This is a genomic window from Nocardia sp. NPDC056064, from assembly GCF_042266925.1.
GTDB lineage: Bacteria > Actinomycetota > Actinomycetes > Mycobacteriales > Mycobacteriaceae > Nocardia.
Genome location: NZ_JBHJWO010000001.1, coordinates 4,018,688 through 4,041,853, shown reverse-complemented (window position 1 = coordinate 4,041,853; position 23,166 = coordinate 4,018,688). Strand labels below are relative to the sequence as shown.

At 68.8% G+C, this 23,166-nt stretch carries 14 protein-coding genes; all 14 read right to left on the bottom strand.

Translation table 11 applies throughout. The features are described from left to right. Positions 1-25: 25 nt before the first annotated feature. Positions 26-1,570 carry an acyl-CoA carboxylase subunit beta gene (locus ACFC06_RS18675; RefSeq protein WP_375932492.1) on the bottom strand — a complete coding sequence of 515 codons (1,545 nt, stop codon included), beginning with the start codon at positions 1,568-1,570 and terminating at the stop codon, positions 26-28. Beyond that, the gene (pks13, locus tag ACFC06_RS18670; protein ID WP_375932489.1) at positions 1,567-6,819 is read right to left on the bottom strand and encodes a polyketide synthase Pks13; all 5,253 of its coding nucleotides are present in this window, start codon (positions 6,817-6,819) and stop codon (positions 1,567-1,569) included. The genes ACFC06_RS18675 and pks13 overlap by 4 nt, the downstream gene beginning before the upstream one ends. Positions 6,820-6,916: 97 nt before the next feature. Then, positions 6,917-8,830 carry a long-chain-fatty-acid--AMP ligase FadD32 gene (gene fadD32 / locus ACFC06_RS18665; RefSeq protein ID WP_375932486.1) on the bottom strand — a complete coding sequence of 638 codons (1,914 nt, stop codon included), beginning with the start codon at positions 8,828-8,830 and terminating at the stop codon, positions 6,917-6,919. A 212-nt stretch (positions 8,831-9,042) separates the two neighbouring features. Then, positions 9,043-10,062, bottom strand: a complete 1,020-nt coding sequence (locus ACFC06_RS18660; RefSeq protein WP_375932483.1) for an LLM class F420-dependent oxidoreductase — start codon at positions 10,060-10,062, stop codon at positions 9,043-9,045. Positions 10,063-10,215: 153 nt separating this feature from the next. After that, positions 10,216-11,202 carry a cutinase family protein gene (locus tag ACFC06_RS18655; protein ID WP_375932480.1) on the bottom strand — a complete coding sequence of 329 codons (987 nt, stop codon included), beginning with the start codon at positions 11,200-11,202 and terminating at the stop codon, positions 10,216-10,218. Then, complete coding sequence (locus ACFC06_RS18650) at positions 11,202-11,717, bottom strand: DUF732 domain-containing protein (RefSeq protein WP_375932477.1); 516 nt, start codon at positions 11,715-11,717, stop codon at positions 11,202-11,204. The genes ACFC06_RS18655 and ACFC06_RS18650 overlap by 1 nt, the downstream gene beginning before the upstream one ends. 113 nt (positions 11,718-11,830) lie before the next feature. Next, entirely contained in the window at positions 11,831-13,657 is a 1,827-nt protein-coding gene (locus ACFC06_RS18645) for an alpha/beta hydrolase-fold protein (protein WP_375932474.1), read from the bottom strand. Positions 13,658-13,816: 159 nt separating this feature from the next. Then, positions 13,817-14,851 (bottom strand): alpha/beta hydrolase, encoded by a 1,035-nt coding sequence (locus ACFC06_RS18640; protein ID WP_375932471.1) that lies wholly within the window; start codon positions 14,849-14,851, stop codon positions 13,817-13,819. A gap of 221 nt (positions 14,852-15,072) precedes the next feature. Further along, positions 15,073-16,131, bottom strand: a complete 1,059-nt coding sequence (locus ACFC06_RS18635; RefSeq protein ID WP_375932468.1) for an alpha/beta hydrolase — start codon at positions 16,129-16,131, stop codon at positions 15,073-15,075. 299 nt (positions 16,132-16,430) lie between these two features. Further along, entirely contained in the window at positions 16,431-17,501 is a 1,071-nt protein-coding gene (locus ACFC06_RS18630; protein WP_375932465.1) for an alpha/beta hydrolase, read from the bottom strand. A 198-nt stretch (positions 17,502-17,699) separates the two neighbouring features. Next, positions 17,700-19,628: a flagellar motor control protein ZomB gene (gene zomB / locus ACFC06_RS18625; protein ID WP_375932462.1), complete on the bottom strand. Its 1,929-nt coding sequence runs from the start codon at positions 19,626-19,628 to the stop codon at positions 17,700-17,702. Then, a complete protein-coding gene (locus ACFC06_RS18620; protein ID WP_278260783.1) occupies positions 19,606-20,538 on the bottom strand; it encodes a decaprenyl-phosphate phosphoribosyltransferase in 933 nt (310 codons plus the stop codon). Before ACFC06_RS18620 ends, zomB begins: the two co-directional genes overlap by 23 nt. A gap of 26 nt (positions 20,539-20,564) precedes the next feature. Continuing rightward, entirely contained in the window at positions 20,565-21,077 is a 513-nt protein-coding gene (locus ACFC06_RS18615) for a phosphatase PAP2 family protein (protein ID WP_278261178.1), read from the bottom strand. 89 nt (positions 21,078-21,166) lie between these two features. Next, on the bottom strand, positions 21,167-23,035 hold the full coding sequence (locus ACFC06_RS18610; RefSeq protein WP_375935599.1) for a glycosyltransferase: 1,869 nt from the start codon (positions 23,033-23,035) through the stop codon (positions 21,167-21,169). Positions 23,036-23,166 lie beyond the last annotated feature (131 nt).

Here is a 23,166-nt window from a genome sequence, read left to right as displayed (position 1 = left end):
GGGGCGGCCCGTTCGGGGGTCTTGCCTAGAGGGGCAGGACGTGGTGTTTGCGGGGGTTGCGGACGATCTTCTTGTCTTCCAGCAGTTTCAGGGCGCGGCGGATTTCGAGGCGGGTGGTGGCCGGCTCGATGACCGCGTCGATGAAGCCGCGTTCGGCGGCGACCCACGGGGTGGCGATATTGGTGTTGTAGAAGTCGATCAGCTGCTGGCGGACCGCGGCGCGCTGGTCTTCCGGGGCGGCGGCGATCTGGGCGGCGCCGATCAGGCTGACCGCGCCCTCGGCGCCCATGACGGCCAGGCGAGCGGTGGGCCAGGCCAGGTTGATGTCGGCGCCGAGCTGCTTGGAACCCATCACGGCGTAACCGCCGCCGTAGGACTTGCGCACCACCAGCGTGATCTTCGGGACCGAAGCCTCCACGTAGGAGAACAGGAACCGGCCACCGCGCTTGATCACGCCGACCTTCTCCTGCTCCACACCCGGCAGGAAGCCGGGGGTGTCGACCACGAAGATCAGCGGGATCTCGAAGGCGTTGCACAGGCGAACGAAGTGCGAGGCCTTGTCCGAGGCGCGCGCGTCCAGCGCACCGGCCGAGGCCAGCGGCTGGTTGGCGACCACGCCGACGCTGCGGCCGTCCACGCGCGCGAACCCGGTGATGATGTTGGGTCCGGTGCCGGAGCTGATCTCCTTGAACTCACCGTCGTCGAAGATGCGCAGCAGGATGTCGTACATGTCGTACCCGGCGTTGTCCGAGTCCGGCATGATCGTGTTCAGCTCGCGATCGGAATCGGTGATCTCGGGCTCGAGGCCCGGATTCACGACCGGCGGCAGCTCCTGGCAGCTGGTGGGCATGTAGCCCAGGTACTCGCGCACCCACTGGAACGCGGCCTCTTCGTCCTTGGCCACGTGGTGGATGTTGCCGTACTCGGCCTGCGTGCGCGCGCCACCGAGCTCCTCGAGGCTGACGTCCTCGCCGGTGACCTCTTTGATGATCTTCGGCCCGGTGACGAACATGTGCGCCGACTCGGTCGCCACCACCACATCGGTGCAGATCGGTTCGTAGACCGCGCCACCGGCGCAGTTGCCCAGGATCAGCGAGACCAGCGGCACCATGCCCGAGAGCGGCTCGAGATTGGTCGCCATCCAGGCGTACCAGGCCAGCGAGCTGATCGCCTCCTGCACGCGCGCACCACCGGAGTCGTTGATGCCGACCAGCGGGATACCAACCTTGGCGGCGTACTGCATGATGCCGCACAGCTTGCGCCCGAACGCCTCACCGACCGACCCGCCGTACACGGTCTGGTCGTGCGAGAACACCGCCACCGGACGGCCTTCCACCAGGCCGTGACCGACCACGACACCGTCACCGTAGAGCGCGGTCGGGTCGCCCGGCTTGCGCACCAGCGCGCCGATCTCGACGAAGGTACCCGGGTCGAGCAGCTGGTTGATCCGGTCGCGGGCGCTGGGAATGCCCTTGCGCGCCCGCTTCTCGATCCCCTTCTGACCCGCGGGCTCTTTGGCGAGCTCCAGCCGCTCGTGTAGATCGGCCAGCTTCTCGGCGGTGGTGCTCACTTCTCTCCCTTTGCGGAAATCGCGGCCAGCTTGGCGGCGAGGTCGGCACCGATCTGGCCGATCCGCGGTTCGTCGACGATCTGGAGGTGGTCGCCCGGGATGTGGACCACCTCGAGGTTCGGGATGTACTCATCCCAGCCACCGTTGGGGCGGCGATCCGCGTAGCGCGGCTCGAGCTCGATCGCGCCGTCGTGGTAGCGATCGGCCAGGTAGAGGACCACGTCGCCGTCGTAGCGGCTGGGGTCCTTCTGCTCCAGTGCGCGGTTCTCCAGGTAGGAGTGCCGCTGATGCTCGAGCACACCGCCGGGGATCTTGGCTCCCGAGAGCTTGATCAGGTCGCTGATCATCGCGAACTGCTCGGCGTCGGTCGCGGCCGCCAGTTCCTCGATCTGCTCACGATCCAGTTCGGAGGGCACGTTGTAGGTCTTCTTGGCGAAGGCCTGGTACCGCTCCAGGCGCGCGATGCGGCCCTCGAGGGTGTTGTCCTCCGGCTCGACGGTCATCGCCAGGTCGATCAGGCCGATGTGGCGCACGTCGGCACCCTCTTCGCGCAGCATCTGACCCACCTGCAGGGCCAGCACCGCACCGAGCGACCAGCCGTACAGCACGTACGGGCCCTCGCCCTGGATCTTGCGCAGCTCCGGCAGATACTGACGGGCCCGCTCCTCGATGGAGCCCTCGACCCGCTCGAAGCCGTACATCGGGGTGTCGGCGGGCAGTCGCTTGAGCAGCGGCTCGTAGACGAGGGTGTTGCCTCCGGCGGGGTGGAACACGAACACCGGTGCGGCGGTGGAACCTTCGGTCCGTGCCCGCAGCGGACGGATGAAGCCGTCCACGTCGGCGCCGCTGTCCTGCAGGCTGCGCACGACCTCGGAGAGCTGCTCGATGGTCTCGCAATCGAGCACGTCGTCGACGGTCACCTCGGCCTTGACCCGCTCGGTGAGGCGGGCCGCCATCTTCTCGGCGACCTCCTCCTCCAGGATCGGCAGGGTGTTGAAGATGCCGCCCGGCGAGGTTCCCGTGACGACAGCCCAGGTGGCATAGGCCAGGCGCTCGGCAGCGTCACGTGGCGGAACGTTGTCCTCGTCCCCGGCCGGGGCCGAGTAGTCGACGTCCGGCAGCGCCTCGGTCGCGACCGACGGCTGCGCTGCGCTGGCGGCCTCGGCACTCCCCTGCTCGGCGACGGTCGCCGACGCGTCGACCGCGGCCTGCGACTCGGAATCGCCCGGAACCGCTTCGGTACCAGCGGTTTCCGACGGCAACTCCGCACCGGCGGCCTTGGCGGCAGCCAGCGGATCATCACCCGCGGCGATCGCGGCACGCGCGGCCTCGACGAAGTTCGCGTCGACGCCCAGCTCCACATCCTCACCGGCGGCACGCGCGGCGGCCTGCTTCTCCGCCATCGCCGCGACCTCGTCGCGATGCTCGATGGCGTAGCGCAGCACCTTCGACACCTCGTTGAGGCTGGCGTCGCGGACCGCGGAGATCTGCAGCTGCGGGATGTCGAACTCGTATTCGACGCGGTTCTTGATGCGCATCGCCATGAGCGAGTCCAGGCCGAGTTCCATCAGCGGGATCTCCATCGGGAGATCCTCGACGGCGTAACCCATGGACTCCGCGACGATCACGCACAGCCGCTGCTCGACGGTCTCGCCGCTGTCGGGGCGCCAGCGGTCGCTGGTGGCCACGGCGATCTCGGCGGCGGTCGGCTCCGGCTCGGTGACGGCCGGGAGTGCCGGGGCCACAACGGGTTCGGGCAGTGGCGCACCGGAGGTGACCACGGCGTCGAACAGCAGCGTGAAGCCGATCGGCGTCCTGGCGTGCACCTGCACCGACGCACCGCCGAGGTGCGGGGTGAGGGTGGTGGTCAGCGTGCCGGTGGTGGGCAGCGCGGCGTGCGGATGCGAGACCGTGACGGCCACGTCCGAGAGCACCTGCGCGGCAGCGGCCCGCACCAGCGCGGTCAGGTCGGTGACCGAACCCGCCTGCACCTCCCAGGCGTGGCGACCGTCGGGCATGGCGACGTGCGCGCCGGGCACCCGGCTGTCGCCGCCGGTCGCGGCGAAGGAGGCCTTGGGCCAGTACTGCTTGCGCAGGAACGCGGTGCGCGGCACCTCGGCGTAATCGCCCTGCGGCAGCAGCGAACTCAGGTCCACCGCGTGGCCGTGCACGTAGAGCTGGGCGAGCGCGCCGATGACACCGGCGGCCTCGTCCTCCTTGCGCTTGAGCGTGGGGATGAGCTGCGCGTCGTGCACGCCCGCGGCGAAGGTGGTGCCGAGGACCTGCATCAGCGCGACGGAGTTGGGCGCCAGTTCCAGGAAGGTGGTGTGCCCGGAGTCGACGGCGGCCTTGATCGCGTGGGTGAAGTACACCGACCCGCGCATGTTCTTGACCCAGTACGGCTCGTCGTGCACCGGCTCGGAACCGGCCTTGAAGAACAGGCCCTCGTGCACGGTCGAGTACAGACCGGTCTTCAGGCGGGTGGGTTCGATGCCGGCCAGTTCGGCGGCCAGCTCGCCCAGCAGCGGGTCCATCTGCGAGGTGTGGCCCGCGCCGCGGGTGGGCAGGATGCGGGCGAACTTCCCGGACGCCTCGACCTCGGCCACGATCTGCTCGACCTGCTCGCGCGGACCGCCGATGACGGTGTTGGTCGGCGCCGCGTACACGCCGACCTCCACATCGGGGAAACGCGGCAGCAGCTGGGCCACATCGTGGGCGCTGAGTTCGACCAGCGCCATATTGCGCACGTCGTCGTCGCTGAGCATCTGCTCGCCCTCGCCCATCAGGCGCGAGCGGGCGCAGATCACGCGCACCGCGTCCTCGAGGCTCAGACCGCCCGCGATGTAGGCACCGGCGACCTCACCCATCGAATGCCCGACCACCGCGGCGGGCTCGGCGCCGTGCGCGCGCAGCAGCGCGGCCAGGCCGAGCTGGGTGGTGAAGATGCCGACCTGGCAGGTGCCGACGTCGTAGTCCTGCTCGTCGTCGAGGAACATCTCGCGGATCGAGTAGCCGGCCTCGTCCTGCACCAGCTCGTCGACCTCGTCGACGGTCCGGCGGAAGATCGAGTTCTCGTTGTAGAGCTGCTTGGACATCTTGCGGTGCTGCGCGCCGAAGCCACACATCACCCACACCGGCGCCGCGGCGGCCGGAGAATCGGCGGTGAACACGCCCGCGCCCGGCTTGCCCTCGGCGATGGCGCGCAGCCCGGTGACGGCCTCTTCGTGCGTCTTGGCCAGCACCACACCGCGCGAACGGTGATGGCTGCGCTTGGCCAGCGCCCGCGCCACATCGGCCAGCGGCACGTCCTTGCCGGGGCCCTCCAGCCAGTCGGCCAGCTCGGCGGCGGCGCGCTTGCGGCGCGAGGGCAGGTAGGCGGACACGGCCAGGATCACCGGCAGCGGTTCGGCGCGATCGCCGTCCCACTCCGGCACCGGCCGCACCGGCTCGGCGGCGGCCTCGGTGATCGCGACGGCCTCGGCGACCACATCGGTGGTCTCCTCGCCCTCGATCTCCTCGGCGGCGACCTGCGCGGGGGTGACGTCCTCGACCACGGCCGGGGTGGGCACGTATTCCTGCAGGACCACGTGCGCGTTGGTGCCACCGAAACCGAAACCGGAGATGCCGACGGTCGCCACGCCGCTGTAGCGCGGGAACTCGGTCGGCTCGTCGACGACCGAGAGGTTGGCCTGCGCGAACGGGATGTAGGGGCTGGGGCCCGCGTAGTTGATGTTCGGCGGGATCACATTGTGCTGGAACGCCAGCAGCACCTTGGCGAGGGCGGGAACACCAGCGCCGGATTCCAGATGGCCGAAGTTGGTCTTGGCCGAGCCGAGCAGGGCGGGCTTGTCCGCGTCGCGGCCACGGCCGACCACACGCGCCAGCGCCTCGGCTTCGATGGGGTCGCCGATGGGCGTGCCGGTGCCGTGCGCCTCGATGTAGTCGACGGTGGTGGGGACGATGCCCGCGTCGCGGTAGGCGCGGCGCAGTACGTCGGCCTGGGCGTCCGGATTGGGCGCGAGCAGACCGTTGGAGCGACCGTCGTTGTTGACCGCCGAGCCCTTGACCACGGCGTAGATGTGGTCGCCGTCGCGTTCGGCGTCGGCCAGGCGCTTGAGCACGACCAGGCCCGCGCCCTCGGAGCGCACCATGCCGTCGGCGTCGGAGGAGAACGCCTTGATGCGGCCGTCGGCGGAGGTGCCGGGCGCGAAGCCGAGCGTCGGGAACGGCATCAGCAGCATGTTCACGCCGCCGGCCAGCGCCACGTCGGCGTCGCCGTCGCGCAGCGCGCGCACCGCCTGGTGCACCGCGACCAGGGTCGACGAGCAGGCCGTGTCCACGGTGACCGACGGGCCACGGAAGTCGTAGAAGTAGGACACCCGGTTGGCGATGATGCCGTTGGAGCTGCCCATGATCGCGTAGCCCTCGGCCGAGGCCGGGATGTCCGGGTCGGCCTCACCGAGTGCCAGCGCGGCGATCATCGCGAAATCGCTGGACGAGGAACCGATGAACATGCCCACCGGCGCGCCCTTGAGGTCGCTCGCCGGGATGCGCGCGTGCTCGAGCGCCTCCCAGGTGAGCTCCATCATCAGGCGCTGCTGCGGGTCCATCCGCTCGACCTCGATCGGCGAGGTCGCGAAGAACTCGGCGTCGAAGCCCTTGACGACCTCCTGGTCGAGGTAGCCACCCCTGGTCTTGCCTTCCGCGACGGCCGCGGCCACGGTGGGGTCGCTCAGGAACTCGGCCCAGCGGCCCTCGGGCAGCTCGCGGATCGCGTCGCCGCGACCGATGAGGAACTCCCAGGTCGACTCGGGGGTGTCGCCCGCGCCCGGCAGCCGCGTCGACAGACCGACGATCGCGATGTCGTGCGCTTCGCTCGGGGTGAAGGCGGCGGTGTAGTCCTCGTCGTTCTCGACGGCGGGCTCGGGCTCACCGTTGACGATGATCTCGGCCAGCGACCCGATCGTCGGATGCTGGTAGATCACCGTCGGGGCGAGCGAGACACCGGTGAAGTCCTCGATGTCACCGCCGAGGGCGAGGGCATCGCGCGAGGCCAGCCCGAACTCCTCCATCGGCCGGTCGACGGTGATCGCCTCGACCGACTGTCCGGTCGCGTCGGCGACCCATTTGCGCAGCCAATCACGCACCTCGGCGACCGAATGGTCACCCGGGGACGCAGTCGTTGCGCTCTCGGCAGCTGTGGTGCTGGGTCGATCGGCGCGATCTGGGGAGGCCTCGTTGTGTTCCATCAATTCCTCAAGCTACCTGTCTGCGTACAGGGCGCGCCGTGGATTGACGCCCGGCATGCTCGACATGCCGGGCGTCATCACCGAACCGGTCGGCCGATTACTCTTCTGGTGCATCGGGGAAAGCCTGCTGGGTGTAACCACCGCGCAGCGTTCCCTCGAGGTAGGCGGCCTTGCAGGCGCGCCGGGCGATCTTGCCGCTGGAGGTACGCGGGATGGAACCCGCGGGAACCAGCAGGATGTCACGCGCGGTGACGCCGTGGCGCTGGGAGACCGCCGCGCGCACCGCGTCGGCGATCGGGGCCGGGTCGGCCTTGCCCGCGCCGGGACCCCGCTCGGCCACGATGACCAGCTGCTCGGACGCGTCGTCGGCGTCGAACTTCAGGCCGGCGTGGCTGTCGGCGGCGAAGACCTCGGCAGGCAGCTGGTTGGCGGGCACCGCGAAGGCGGCGACGAAACCGGGCCGCAGCGCGGTGGAGGCCTCCTGGGCGGAGAACTCCAGGTCCTGCGGGTAGTGGTTGCGGCCGTCGACGATCACCAGGTCCTTGACGCGACCGGTGATGTAGAGCTCGCCGTCGAAGTAGACGCCGAAGTCGCCGGTGCGCATCCAGTCCGCGTCGGCGGCGGTGCCCTCGGTGTGCCCACCCGGCTGCCGCTCGGTGACCCGGTTGCGGAAGGTCTTGCTCGACTCGTCGGGGCGACCCCAGTAGCCGATGCCCATGTTGTTGCCGTGCAGCCAGATCTCGCCGACCTGCCCGTCGGCCAGCTCGCGGCCGCCGTCGGGACCCTCCACCGACTCGGGGTCGATGATCGCGGCCCACTGCGACAGGCCGACGTACCCGCAGGAGACCTGCGCGATGGCGTTCTCGGCGGACTGCTCCACGCGGACCATCCGGCCCTTGTTGAGCTCGTCGCGGTCGACGTAGATGTACTTGGCCTCGTCCTCGGCCTTGGTCGCCGAGACGAACAGCGTCGCCTCCGCCATGCCGTAGCAGGGCTTGATGGCGGTCTTGGGCAGGCCGTACGGGGCGAAGGCCTCGTTGAACTTCTTCATCGAGGACACCGTCACCGGCTCGGAGCCGTTGATCAGGCCGATGACGTTCGACAGATCCAGCGACTCGCCCGCCTTCGGCACACCGCGCGCGGCGGCGTGCTCGAACGCGAAGTTCGGCGCGGCGGCGAAGGTGCCCGCCCCGTCGGAGACCGCGGCCAGCTCGTTGATCCAGCGCGAGGGACGGCGCACGAACGCGCTCGGCGACATGATGGTGATGAACTTGCCGCCGACCGCGGGCAGGATCACCGTCAGCAGGCCCATGTCGTGGAACAGCGGCAGCCAGGTGACACCGCGCGAGTTCTCGTTCATGTTCAGCGAGTTGATCATCTGCAGCAGGTTGGTGCCGACCGCGCGGTGGGTGATCTCCACACCGGCCGGGACCCGGGTGGAACCCGAGGTGTACTGCAGGTAGGCGATGTCGTCGATCGCGGTGTCGGGGCGGATCCAGGAGTCACCGAGGGTGTCCGGGATCGCGTCGACGGCGATGATGCGCGGGCGCTGCGCGGCGGGCAGCGAGCGGAAGAACTGGCGCACGCCCGCGGCCGAGGAGGTCGCGGTGAGGATCGCCGAGGGCTCACAGTCGCCGAGCACGGCGTGCAGCCGGTCGGTGTGGCCCGGTTCGTCCGGGTCGAACAGCGGGACCGAGATGGTGCCCGCGTAGATCGCCGCGAAGAAGGAGATCACGTAGTCCAGACCCTGCGGTGCCAGGATCGCGACCCGGTCACCCGGGTTGGTCACCTGCTGCAGGCGAGCGGCCACCGCGCGCAGCCGAACTCCGAACTCCTGCCAGGTCAGCTCGTGTACCTCGCCGTCGCGTTCCCGCGAGTAGTCGATGTAGCGGTACGCGAGCGTATTCGCGTCGTTACGGGTGTGCTTCTCGACGTGATCGACCAGGGTCCGACCCTCGGGAATGACAATGTTCCCGGTCTCGTCCAGGTAGTCGTCGAAAGTCTCTTCCATTCCTTCTTCTCCTCCGAGGACCGAGCACCGGTGAATCGTTCCAACGCGCTGGGCGTTGACACCTGTGCGGCCTCGACTCGCTATCGCCACCGGCCACAGGTGCACGCCGTGCGTGTGCATCCCGACAGCCTGCGGATTTTCGAGCGGTCTGCGCGGTGACCGCTATCGGCTAGATGTTCTCAAACCAGAGTCATGTTACAGAGAACCCCCGCTCAGTCCTCCCGCAGCAGCGGAATGACAGGCGCGAAAGCATCCATCTGGGTGGGGAAGATGCCGACATACGACATCGAAGTGAGTTGGCGCACACGTTTGATCTGTTCGGCGATTTCCTCGAACGTACCGATCGCTACGTAGGGCGAATTCAAGATCTCCTCGACGGAAAGCTCCACGTCGACCTCGAGATTCGGGTGCAGGCCGCGGGCGATCGCGTTGAGCGCCATCTCCGCGGTCTTCTCCCGGTCGTCGGTGATGACGATGGCGGTGATGGCCCAGTTCAGCTCGATATCGGCGAACCGGTCACCGGCAGCGGCCTTGACGATCTCGACCTTCTCGATCGTCTTCTCCAGCGTGATGCCCGAGAGCAGACCCTTCCCGTTCTTGGTGGTCTGCGGGACGATCGAGACGATGTCGGCGTGCTTGGCCGCCAGCGCCAGCATCTTCGGGCCGCCACCACCGGTACACAGCGGCGGGCGCGGGCCCTGGCGCGGGCGCGGGGTGCCCTTGATGCCGCGCACCTGGTAGTGCTTGCCCTCGAAATTGCATTCCTGACCGCGCAGCAGCGTGTCCAGGATGGTCAGCGACTCGTCGAGCTTCTCCAGCCGGATGCCGGGGCGCTCGAACGGGATGCCCGCGTTGTCGAACTCCTCCTTGATCCAGCCCGCGCCCACCCCGACCTCGAGCCTGCCCTTCGACAGCACGTCGAGGGTGGCGAGATCCTTGGCGAGCACGACCGGATGCCGGAAGCCGTTGGCCAGCACCGAGGTGCCCAGGCGGATCTTGCTGGTGGCCTGGGTGAGCGCGCCCAGCGCGGCGATCGGGCCGATCTGGTCGCCCAGGTGATCGGGCACGAAGAAGGTGTCGTACCCGTACTCCTCGGCCTCCTGCGCGGTCTGGACGAACTTGCGCGCGCCGCCCTCCTGCTTGTTGCCCTCTCCCGCCGCTCCGAAGCGGAACGGACGCAGCGGCGTACCCAGCGCGGTCGACTCACCGACGGGTGCGGCAGCTTCGGTCATGAACTCTTCGCTCCTGGCTGTGCGATGGACTCGGGCGCAATCACCAGCGCACTTTACAGCGTGTGGGCGAAACGGAGTGCGGATGTCACAGCGAGGCATGATCCATGGCAATCATGCACCCGCTGTGACTGTGACAACTCCGTCCCGGGTGACTCAGGAATGCGGCGGATGCGGCGCGGCGTCGATGAGGCCCGCCGCCCAGTTCACCGTCCACTGGGTCGCCGTGGTGCCGTTGCCGTCGACGGTGTTGGTGGCGTAGAGGGCATGCACCGGGTTGCCCGCCGAGCGGATCAGCGCCGCCAGGCTGCCCAGCGCGTTGGCCGGGTTGAGGGCCTCGCGCGGGGCGTCGCAGATCATGTCGCCGGGCGCGCAGATGGAGTTCACCTTGGGCGCCAGCTCACCGAAACCGCCGGGTCGCGGGCCGGTCATGCTGATACCCGGCACGTTGACGCCTTTGAGCGCCACCTCCGCGCCCTCGCCGGTGGGCGGCGGGTCCCCGATCTCGGTCGGCTGCCCCGGGCCGGTGTCGGCGGTGCGGCGGCCGTCGGCGATGACGGTCACGCCGAGTACCCGGTCGGCCGGGATCGGGCCGTTGCCCGCGCCGATCTGGGCGGCGATGTCACCGGCGATCACCGCGCCCTGCGAGAAGCCCGCGATGACGAAGTTCGTCAACGGGCATTCCCGATGCCGCTGCGAGAGCACATCGGTGGCCCGCGCGGTGCCCTCGGTCCGGCTGACGTTGTAGGAAGCCTGGCCGTCGGGCGGGAAGGCGATCGGGTTCGAGAACTGTGCCACGTACGGCACGGTGTAGACCTCGAGCCGGTCGTCGGGGAACTGCGCGCGCAGCGGGCCCGACACGCTCAGCATCAGCGAGATCGGGTTGGCCTGCGGGTTGTACGGGTCGTCGGTACTGGACGACTCCCAGGTGCCCGGGATCGACAGGAACATGACGTCCGGGCAGTCCGCCGACTGCGAGCTGGGCGGCGGCGGGGTGGGCGGGGTCGGCGGCGGCTTCTCCAGCCGCCCGGCCAGCAGGTACCACAGCAGCAGGACGACGATGATCGCCAGGACCAGCAGCGCCAGCAGCGTGAAGCACCCCGCAGGCCAGAACCTGCGGGTCTGTCGATTCCGGGGCGTCACTAGCAGTAGGTCGAGGTCGCGGCCGCGATATAGACCTGGGAAGCCTTGTCGACGTCCATCTTGGATTCGTCGAAGTTGGCGTCGGACCCGGCGATCGCCGCGACGAACGGGGCGATGTCGGCGTCGGAGGCGCCGGTGGCACGGCTGGAGCAGATGTAGTTGGCCGCGGTCAGCGCGATGTCCGGGCTGGCCGGGGTGATGCCGTTCTTGCTCAGCTCATCGAGGAAGGCCTGGTCCTTGGCGGTGACCGGCGTCGCGGGGGTGGTGGCCTCGGGCGCGGTCTGCGGCTGCTCGGGGGCGCTGGTCTCCGGCGCGGCGGAGGAGCTGGGCGCGTGCTCGCCGTGCTCGTCGGCCGAGGGGGCCGGGGCCTGCGTGGACGCCGCGGGGGCGCTCGCGCTGCTGGAGAGGGTGGGCGTCTGCGAGGCGGTCGAGTCGTTGCCGCCACAGGCGGACAACAGAGCGACTGCGGCCAGCGCCGCGACCGATCCGGCTACCTTGCCAGGGATCCGATGCATGAAGATGTCTTTCCTCGATCGTTCGTCAGGGAAGCGGTCGCAGACCAGGCTAGCCGGACATCGCCCCTGTTCGGGTGCCAGGCGGCGAAGTTCAGAGAGTTCTCAGCCCGGGCTCACACCCCGTGAACTTCGGATTTGCCGTCTCGCACGACGATGAACCCGGTCTGGAAGTTCTGCTGGATGCCGCCCGGCACGGCGAACTCGTCACTCACCGGGAAACCCAGCCTGCCGTTCTCGAAACCCTGCTTGCCCCACTCCTCCATCAGCGCGCCGTTGCGCACCGACCAGGCACCCGAGAGCGGGCTCCAGTAGATGTTGCCGCCCTCGAACCGGCTGTAGCGGCCGAGGTCCTTCAGCGGCGCCTCCTCGGCGACCGGGAACCCCAGCGGGCTGTTCTCGAAGCCGAGCTGGGCGTACTTGTCGAGCACGAAGCCCTGCACGCGGTGGGCGCCGGTGGGCGCGCTGTAGAACATCGGCCCGTGTTCGAAGGCCTGCACCGCGCCGTCACGGCTGGGGGTGGCGGCCTCGGCGGCGACCGGATACCCGGCCGGACCGCGCTCGTAGCCCTGCTTGCCCCATTCCTCGAGGAACGCGCCGCGCATCACCTGGGCGCCGGTCTCCGGGGTCCAGTAGATCGAGCCGCCCTCGAAGGTCTGCATGCGGCCGCGTCCGTCGGGCAGACCCACCTCGTCACCGGTGGGCAGACCCAGCGGCGAGGCCGCCCCGCCGACACCCGCGTAGGTGCCGCCGATCCGGCCGGCCACCGCGTGCGTTCCAGTGGCCGCGGAGTGGAACACCCGCCCGTGCTGGAAGTCCTGCGCCACGCCCGCGGCCGCCGGGTACTCCGCGCTCAGGCAGCCGCCCAGCCAGTTCGCCGCCTGCGCCAGCCCGGCGATCGCCCCGCCGAGACCACAGTTGGCCCCGTTCGGGTCGGTGCCGAGCGCCGCCGCGGCCTGGCTCCAGGACTGACGCATCTCGAAGTCCCAGTACGGCCAGGTGTGCGTGCCGGAGGGCCGGTAGTTGGCCTGCACCGGAATCGACAGCTTCTCCAGCTTGGTCACGAAGTTCTCGGTGGACAGCCGGGCCAGGATCTCCAGCCCGGTGCCCGCCCAGTTCTCGCTCAGCAGCGGCATCTCGCTGAGCTGGTCGTGCGTGCCCGCCAGCCCGCTGCCGCTGGAGACGTACATGCTCACCCCGCGCAGCTTCTCGGCCAGCAGATACGGATCGTGCGCGGCCCACTCCGGACCGCCGGGCGGGCCCCACATGGCCGCGGCGTCGAAGCCGCCCGCGTCCTTGTTGGCGAAGGTGATCGCCTGCGGCATACCGAGAGTCGTGGTGGTGAGCAGCCCGGAGTAGGAGGCCACGTATTTCATCAGCCCGGGATTGCGCCCGGCCAGATTCATCGCGGCCGTGCCACCCATCGAAAGTCCTTGCACGCCACGCACATCGGTGGTGCGCCAGTCGCGTTCGAGGATGGGCGGCAGTTCCTTGGTGAGAAATGTCTCCCACTTGTAGGTGTGCCCGTTGTCGGGCGAGAGCCAGTCGGAATACCAGCTCGACTGGCCACCCACCGGCAGCACCACATTCACGTTCTTGTCGGCGTAGAAGCCTTCGGCGTCAGCGTCTTTGGTCCAGCCGTTCTCGTCGTCCTGGGCGCGCAGGCCGTCGAGCATCAACAGCATGGGGAATTTCGCGTCCGGACGCGCGTGCCAGTCCCTGGCCAGCAGCATCTGCACCTGGATCGGGGTGTTCATCGCCGCGGAGTACACCCACATCGACACCCGCCGATCCGAGAGCCACTCCACCCGCTGCACCGCCGAGGTCACCGGCTGGGCCTGCGCCTGGGCGGGCACGGCGACGACGGGCGCCAGCAGCGCCACGGTCGTTGCCGCGATTCCGAGGATCCGCCGCATGGGCGCTCGGACAGGATGTTTCGACATGCGCGACCCTCCTCATCCCCACCCACGGGACAGCCTCATCCTCGGTTGTACCGCAGTGCGCGGCGATAACCGGGACGACACGCGAAGGCCGATGACAACGAAAAGACCGGCCCACCCTGCGGGTGAGCCGGTCTGCTCGGAGTTGCTGGACGAAAACTGTCAGGCGCCCAGCGCGCCCAGGATGTGCGGACGCGCCTTCCACAGCTCGTCTTCCCAGTACTTCCACGAGTGGGTGCCGTTGGCGGGGAAGTCGAACACGGCGCTGATGCCCAGGGTCTTGAGCCGCTGCTGGAAGGCCAGCGTGCTCACGAACGAGATGGCCTCGATGCCCATGGCGTTGGCGGTGTTGTACACCCCGCCCAGGCCGGCCGGGCGGTCGTGCTGACCGGGCAGGCCGTTGGCCGAGGAGATGAACATCGGCAGGCCACGCAGCTCGGGCGCGAAGACCATCGGGTCCATCCGCAGCCACGCCGGGCTCCACGGAGCGGCCATGGAGTCGACGTTGAAGCGGCCCGCGTCGAGCATCATCACGCGGATGGCCTCACGCATGCCGGGGGCACCCCAGTTCAGCGGGCCCGAGAGCGAGGACGCGTGCTTGAACTGGTCACGGTGCAGCGCGGCCAGGCGCAGGGCGGCCGGGCCGCTCATCGACAGGCCGAGCACCGCGTTGTTGGTGCGGGAGACGCCGTAGCCCTCGAGGAAGGACGGCAGCTCCTCGGTCAGGAAGGTCTCCCACTTGTAGGTGGTCTTCTGGCCGTTGGTGTTGGAGGCCGAGGTCCAGTCGGCGTACCAGGACGACTGGCCACCGACCGGCATCACCAGGGTGACGTTGTCGTTGGAGAACTGCTGCATCGCGTTGGTCTCGAACGACCAGGCGTTCTTGTCGTCGCGGGCGCGCAGGCCGTCGAGCAGGTAGAGCGCGGCGTTGCCACCGTTGCGCGCCCACTGCACCTGGACCTTCACCGGGCCCATCTTCGAGGGCACCATGAGTTCTTCGTAGCCACCGGCCGGGGCTCGCAGCGCGGGCGCGGAAGGCGCCGGGGCGGCGAACGCGGTCGGGGCCGCCCCTGCGGCGATCGGCAGCACCAGGGCTGCTGCGCCGACAGCTAGAATTCGATTACGCCAACCACGAGGTGCTGCTGCCCGGGACGCGCCCAGATCACCCTTCGGCGCGACGGCCTTGCCGAAACGCATGTGAATTCCGCTCTCTTTCTGCTGTTGTGGCATGCCAGACAGGACTTGATCTTCGACTGGTTCCCGACAAGCCAGCCGAAACAACGATCTGGTCACACTTACGCTCGCTGGAGCGTATTCGAGTGACGAATTAGTTGCAAGACCAACAGGATCGGACTTCGGAAGCACCGGAAAATAAACGCCCGGCACACGAATGTGCCGGGCGTTCGCGCGGGTTCGGGTCAGCCGATATTGGCCGACAGGTCCGGGATCATCCGCAGGGCTTCGTCGTTCCAGTTGTTCCAGGCGTGGATGCCGAAGGGCGGGAACGAGTAGACGGCGTTGCGGGCGCCGAGGGTGGCCATGCGGACTTCGAAGGCGCGGGTGTTGGCCAGGGCGAGGGCCTCGAGGGCCATGCCGTTGACGGTGCCCATGTGCGGGCCGTCGGTGCCCGACGGCAGGCCCGAGGCGGCCGCGATCCAGAGCCGGGTGTTGTTGGCGACGAGGTTGGGCGCGAAGACGAACGGGTCCATCCGCAGCCACTGCGGGCCCCACGGCGGCGCCATGGAGTCGACGTTGTAGCCGCCCGCGTCGAGCATGGCGATGCGGATGGCCTCGCGCATTCCGGGCGCGGAGATGTTGAGGTAGCCGGAGAAGGCACCGGCGAAGCTGAACTGGTCGGGGTGGTAGGCGGCCAGGGTCAGCGCGGCCGAGCCGCCCATCGACAGGCCGAACACGCCGTTGCGGAAGCGGTTGAAGCCGAGGCGGTCGGCCAGGGCGTTGCGCAGGTCGCCGGTGAGGAAGGATTCCCACTGGTACCGGTAGCTCTTGCCGGGACCGCCGGACAGCGCGTTGGCCGCGCCGGAACCGGAGTTCGGCGCGCCGTTTCCGGGAATGCCGAAGAATTCGCTCGGGGAGTTCCAGTCGGCGTAGAAGCTGGACATGCCACCGACCGGCATCACCACATTGATATTGGCCGCGGCGAGCGCGTTGGGGATATCGGTTTCGATCTCCCAGCCGTTGAGCGTCTCCGGCGCGCGCATGCCGTCGAGGACGTAGACCACGCGCTGGGTGTTGCCGTCGGCGGCGCGCAGCACGCGCGACTTGATCGGCCCCATCCCGGAATCGACCCAGAAGTCGAAGGCCGCGCCGTTGAAACCGGCCGAGGCCGGGGCGGTGGCGCCGCCGACGGCCGTCACCACGGGAACCAGCAGTGCCATCGAGACGCCGGCGGCCAGGCGCCGCACCCACGATCCCCGGGGGACCTGCACGGACCGATCCTTGCGGCGCAGTGTTCGCATTCGACTAGACCTTTCTCGGCTGACCGTCAGCGCAAACCCCGAGCTACACGGTCGGTTCCCTCATCGGGCGTCGAAATGGATCAATCCAGGGCAAAACGGACGATTCAACCTCGACGCATGCTCACTGTGTATCAATCGCTGAACGAATGCCTACATGTTGCTGGAAAGTGACCCCGAGCACAACTCGCGGTGACCTGCCGCTCATGATTCGTCACCAGCTTTCGCTCGGATCGTGACGTAAACGAAGAAAACCGCCCGATGCGCAAGGCACCGGGCGGTTTTCCGTCGAGCGCGGTGGACTAGCCGATATTGGCGGACAGGTCCGGGATCATGCGGTTGACCTCGGTCTCCCAGTTGCGCCAGTTGTGCACGCCGGTGATCGGGAAGTCGAAGTTGGCGTTGCCGCCGCCGAGGGTGGCCATGCGCACCTGGAAGGCGCGGCTGTTCACCATGGCGAGCAGCTCGAGCGGCACACCCTGGACGATCTCCATCGGGTTGGACACGTCACCGGGGCCGGGGATACCGCTGGCCGCCGAGACCCACACGCGGGTGCCGTTGGCCACCAGGCGCGGGGCGAAGACGAACGGGTCCATCCGCAGCCACTGCGGGCCCCACGGCGGCGCCATCGCGTCGATGTTGAAGCCACCGGCGGAGATCATCGCCGCGCGCATGGCCTCACGCATGCCGGGCGCGGAGATGTTCAGGTAGCCGGAGAACGAACCGGCGAAGCTGAACTGGTCGGGGTGGTAGGCGGCCAGCGTCAGCGCGGCCGAGCCACCCATCGACAGACCGAACACACCGTTGTTGTTGGGGTTGAAGCCCAGCCTGCTCGACAGCGCGTTGCGCAGGTTGTTGGTGAGGAAGCTTTCCCACTTGTAGGTGTTCTTCTTGCCCGCGACCTGGGCGGGCGCGATCGACGACCCGGTCATCGCGGAGCCGGTGGCCGCCGAACCGGTCGAGCTGCCGCCCGAACCGGCGTCGATGCCGAAGAAGTTGCTCGGGGCGTTCCAGTCGGCGTAGAAGCTGGACTGGCCGCCGACCGGCATGACGACATTGATGTTGGCCGCGGTCAGCGCGCGGGCCACATTGGTGTCGATCTCCCAGCCGCTGAGGTCGTCGCGGGCGCGCATACCGTCGAGCGCGTACACCACGCGGCCGGTGTTGCCGTCGGCCGCGCGGAAGATCCGCGACTTGATCGGCCCCATCTCGGAATCGACCCAGAAGTCGAATCCACTGGGGTCGAACGCCGCCGACGCGGTGCCGGTGGTACCGGCCACCGACGCCCCCAGCGGCAGCACCACAGCCAGCGACACCAGCACCGACTTCTTGAGCCAGCCGGCTCCCCTGGCTCTCAGACGTCCGCCACGCATTCTGTTTTGGGCCTTTCCTCGTGCGGTTCGCGCGGAACCACGGTTGCAAATGCCGCCGACTGTCATCCGGCACACCAGTGCGCCGACGGTGGAGTTCTCGTTGACCATATCGCTACATCGATAGCCTGGCGTTACCGAAAAGTGATTTAGCGGCGAATACCACTCGTTTTGCCTGGCCAGCCGCAGGAGAGACTAGCCTCAGCGCGGCGGCTGCGGATGCGGATCGACCAATCCGCATCGCTGGATCTCGTACTTGGGCACCCGATCGATCCGGTACTTCGCGAAGCTCAGCGCGTGGCGCAGATTGTGCTTGAACCGGTCGAAGGTCAGCGGGTCGCGGGTGGAGATCAGCAGCGCCTGCGTCTGCGGGCAGCTCATCGCCGCGCGGGCCTGGGTGACCCACTTCTCGTCCATGTACCAGGGCATCCACGGATGGATGTCGACCATGCCCGAATCGACCACCACCCAGTCCGGGTAGAGGCTCTTGTCGTGGCCGATGCGCCCGTCGGCGAGCCGGTCCGAATGCGCGGCCAGCGGGTAGGCCAGGCCCATCGGATCGATCACGCGCACGTCCAGCGGGACGTTCATGCTGGTCATGCCCAGGTTCAGGAAGTAGACCGTGTGCCCGGCGCCGCCCTCGGGGATCGGCTGCGGCGGCGGGTCCAGGTACCAGAAGGTGAACGAGGGCGAGTTGAGCAGCAGGCCGCCGTTGGGGTTGGCCGCGATATCGGTGACCATCGCGCGCATGCGCGCGTAGTCCAGGTAGTCCTCGGCCAGGATCGGATGGTCGTGGCCGGTGTTGAGCACGTAGTAGACGCGCTCGTCGACGATGCCCGAGGAACTGATCTTGGTGCCGGTCTTGATGGCGGTGGTGTTGGCCGCGAACAGCGACCAGCCCACCGCGCCGAGCAGCGCGATCAGCAGCGCCACGAACGACCAGTCCTTGCGCGAGCCGTTGCGCGGCAGCCGCAGCGGCACCACGGCCACCGGCAGCAGCAGCAGGAACAGCTGGGTGAGCAGCATCCGGCCGTGCATGAAGTCACCGCCGACGCGCACCGCGTAGACGGTCAGCAGCAGACCGCTGCCCAACACCATCACCACGACCGCACTCGGCGAGCGCAGCCACGCGCGCACGCCGCGCACCGAGAGTTTCGGCAGCGCGAACCCACGCGCCACCCCGGCCACGATGCCCGCGACGAGCAGCACCAGCAGCGGAATCCACAGGTAGTACGGCCCGACCAGGTCCCACAGGTAGGTCAGGCCCTGGCCCCACTTGGCACCGCCCGCGTCCTTGGCGACCGCGGTGTTCGGGTAGGGCAGGCCGTAGTAGCCCATCCGCCAGATCTGATACGCCACCGGCACGATCCCGGCGACGAACACGATCAGCGCGCGCAGCGCGGTCGGGCCGAACCGGAACTCCGGCATCGGGGCCAGGAAGATCATGCCCAGCGCGAGCACGCCGATCAGCGTGGCCTCCGGCCGCACCAGCGGCGCGAGCCCGGCCAGGAACACCAGGCCGAGCAGGCTCGGCACCCGGACCACCGCGGCCTGGCTCCAGCGGATCATCAGCCACCACAGCAGCCCGACCCAGCAGATCACCAGCCCGCTCTCCAGACCGGAGGTGGCGTAGTCGCGCGCGGGCGGCAGCGCGATGTAGACGAGCACGCCCGCGGGCAGCAGCAGCTGGGTGGAGGTGCCACCCCACAGCCGCGCCGTGCCGAGCATGGCGAACACGACGGCCAGCAGCGAGACCGTCAGCGCGACGCCGAGCACCACGTACTCGAGGCGCGCCTGGGTCAGCCAGCTGAAGAACCAGACCACGTAGGTCCACGCGGTACTGGTGTTGGTCTCGACCCGCTCGTCCATGTTGAACACGGGCCCGTGGCCCGCGAGCAGGTTGCGCACGGTGCGCAGGACGATCAGGCCGTCATCGGCGATCCAGCGCCGCTGCCACGCGCCGACCGCGAAGATCACCGTGGTCAGCACGATCCCACCGACGAAGGTGGCGCGGGACAGGACTGTGAAACGCGCGGCCGGACGCGCCGACTCGTCGTCGCGTAGCCGCTCGTATTCGGTTGATTCCCGCTCCGCTACCACGATCTCGTCAGGTGAGATAGACAGCGACACCTACCGCTCCGATCCAGGCAATAGCGAGGAACTGCAGGATGCGGTCCCCCAGCGCGATCTCTTCGGGTTCACCGGCCTCGCCACCGTCGACGTCGACCGCGTAACGCAGGATTGCGATGGTAAACGGGATCATGGAGATCGAGTACCACTGGGTGTCGCGCAGCTCGTCCTGCTGGAACGCCCAGAGGCCGTAGAAGATCACCACGGCGGTGGCCGCCAGCGTCCAGATGAAGCGCAGGTAGGTGGGCGTGTAGTACTGCAGCGACTTGCGGATCTTGGCGCCGGTCTCCAGCGCGATCTGCAGTTCGGCGTAGCGCTTGCCCGCCGCCATGAACAGCGAACCGAACGCCATGATCAGCAGGAACCACTGCGACAGCGCGATATCGGCGGCGGCGCCACCGGCGACCGCGCGCAGCAGGAAGCCCGAGGACACGATGCAGATGTCGAGCACGGCCTGGTGCTTGAGGCCCAGGCAGTAGGCCAGCTGGATGCCGATGTAGATCGCCATCACCACGGCCAGATGCCAGGACGCCAGGAACGAACCGGCGATCGAACCGACCAGCAGCACCGCCGCCAGCGCGTAAGCCAGGTTGACAGGAACGACGCCAGCCGCGATCGGCCGGAACCGCTTGGTCGGGTGCGCCCGGTCGGCCTCGACGTCGAGCGAGTCGTTGACCAGGTAGATGCCCGAGGCCGCCATGCAGAACACCACGAACGCGATCGCGACGTGCACCAGCACGCCACCATCGCTGATCGCCTCGGGTCCCACGGCCAGCGGCGCGGCGAGCACGAGCACGTTCTTGACCCACTGACGTGGGCGGATGGCCTTGATGACGCCGCCGACCAAGGTCTTCGGCGGGCCCTTCACAACAGCCTCGTCCAGGACGGCGGCGGACGGTTCTTCGCTCATCTCAGCCAAGGTTCTTTCGGTTGCGGTCAAGGTCGGAGTCTCTTTTCGGCGGCTAGCACGGCGGCTGCCGACGCGGCCCCCAAGGCGGAACCGGCGAGCACGTCGGAAGGGTAATGCACGCCGAGCACGACCCGGGACAGCAGCATCGGCGGCACGAGCACCGCAGGCAAGGGTAGCCCGGTGAGCCTGCCGAGCAACACAGCCGCCGCCGTGGTGGAGGTCGCGTGTGAGGACGGGAAGCTCAATTTGCTCGGCGTCGACACGTTGACCTGCACCGCGGGACTGTCCGGACGCGGGCGCCGGACGATCCGCTTGATCACGATCGACGCGGCGTGCGCGCCGACCGCGCCGACCGCGACACCGGCCCACTGCCGACGGCGCGGCTTGTCGACCAGCCAACCCGCCGCGGCGATACCGACCCAGCCCAGCGCGTGCTCACCGAAGTGCGACATGCCGCGCGCGGCCGAGACGACGGCCGGGCTGGTGCCGATGGTGTTCTGCACGGTGTTGATGATGCCGACCTCGAGCGGCACCTCGATGTACTCGTCGTCGCCGCACGCGCAGGCGCACTCGCCGCCGCAGCCTTCCTCGATCAGCTCGAGCTCGGGCGTTTCGGGGTTGATCGCGTTCACTTCTCGGTTCCTGTCTGGAAGATCTTCTCCCACGCGGCCGTGCTGGTGAGTTCGGCGTGCGCGGCCCGGTAGCGCTGCTGCATCTCCGGGAAACGGGCGGTGAGCTCCTTGCGCAGGCGCAGGGCTTCCTTGAGCAGTTCGGCGGCCTTGCGCGGGTCGCGCTTGCGGTAGACCACGCCGCGGCCGTCGGCGGTGGTCACGGTGACGCCGTCGACCTGCGAGAGCAGGAACCAGCGCGCGTCCAGCGTCGGCACGTTGAGCTGCGGGGTCGCGTGCGCGGCCGGGTCGGCCTTGCGGAAGTTGTGCACCACGCCCTTGGCCAGGCGCGCGACCTTGGCGATCGGGTTGCCCGGCTCGCCGGTCGCGCCCACGCCGTGCCGGTTGGCCAGCGGCAACTCGGTCGAGGACGGCAGCACCACCGCGTCCGGGTACTCCTTGCGCATCGCGTGGATCTTGCCCAGCGCGCTCGGCAGCAGGTCGAACAGGCCCTCCGGCCCGGCCAGGAAGTCGCGGATCGCCTCGTTCTGGATGGCGACCGTGGAGTACTCCAGGCACAGCAGGTGCTTGAGCGTGGCCTTGACGGTGTTCACGATCATCGGCTTGCCGTCGCCGGGCAGGTGCAGCGAGGCCACCACCAGGCGGTTGCGCAGGTGGAAGTACGCCTGCCAGTCGATCGCGTCGTCCTTGTCCGACCAGGCCATGTGCCACACCGCCGCGCCCGGCAGGGTGATGGTCGGGTAGCCGGCCTCGCGGGCGCGCAGGCCGTACTCGACGTCGTCCCACTTGAGGAACAGCGGCAGCGGCTGACCGATCTGCTCGGCCACCTGGCGCGGGATCACACACGTCCACCAGCCGTTGAAGTCGACGTCGATGCGCCGGTGCAGCAGCTTGGAGTTGTCGCGGTCCTTGAGCGGGTACTTCGAGAAATCGTGGTCGTACTCGACGTTGGGCGCCGAGGACCACATGAAGATCCCCCGGTCGACGACCTCACCCATGCTGTGCAGGTGCGAGCGCTCCTGCAGGTTCAGCATCTGCCCGCCGACCAGCAGCGGCGACTTGGCGAAGCGCGAGAACGCGAGCGCGCGCAGGATCGAGTCGGGCTCGATCTCGATGTCGTCGTCCATGTAGACGATGAACTCGGCGTCGGTCTTCAACGCCTCGTACATGACCCGGCTGTAGCCGCCGGACCCGCCGAGGTTGGGCTGGTCGTGGATGCTCAGCCGGTCACCCAGGGTCGCGGCGGCCTCGGTGAAGCCGGGCTCGTCGACGACCTTGCGATTGCCCTGATCGGCCACGATCACACCGGCGATATTGTCGAGCACCAGCGGGTCCGAACCCAGCGCGGCCAGCGTCTTCACCAGGTCGGTGGGCCGGTTGAAGGTGGGCATGCCGACCGCGATGGTGCCGGTGCCCGGCGCCTCCTGCGCGGCGTAGTAGCCACCGGCCAGCAGCGTCACGGCGGTGTCGGTGGTGATGTCGAACCAGATCCAGCCGCCGTCCTCGAACGGGCCGAGATCGGTCTCGAACTCCACGAACACCGAGTCCGCGCCCTGTTCGACGGCGAATTCCTTGCCCTGCACGTGGATTCGCGAACCGTCGGCCTTGGAGCGGTAGACGTCGACGCGCCCGTGCCCGTCCAGTTCCAGCCGCAGCACCGCCGAGTTCAGCACACTCCAGCGGCGCCAGTAGCTCGCGGGCAGCGCGTTGAAGTAGGTGCAGAACGACACCTCCGACTCCGCGCCGATCGAGAGCGCGGTCCGGCTCGTGGCGTGCGCGCGACGCGCGTTGGTGGTGGATTCCTCCAGGTAGAGGGTCCGCACGTCCAGCGGTTCACCGGGCCGCGGCAGGATGATCCGCTGCAACAGCGCCTTGGCGCGCGTCTCGGCGGGCCGGGCCGCCTGGCTCCGGCCGTTCTCACTCGCGGCCTTTCGGCGCGGACGCGTGCTCGGCGCGGCGGCGGGGGTTTCCTGCCCGCTCGCGCGCGTCGCCTTGCGTC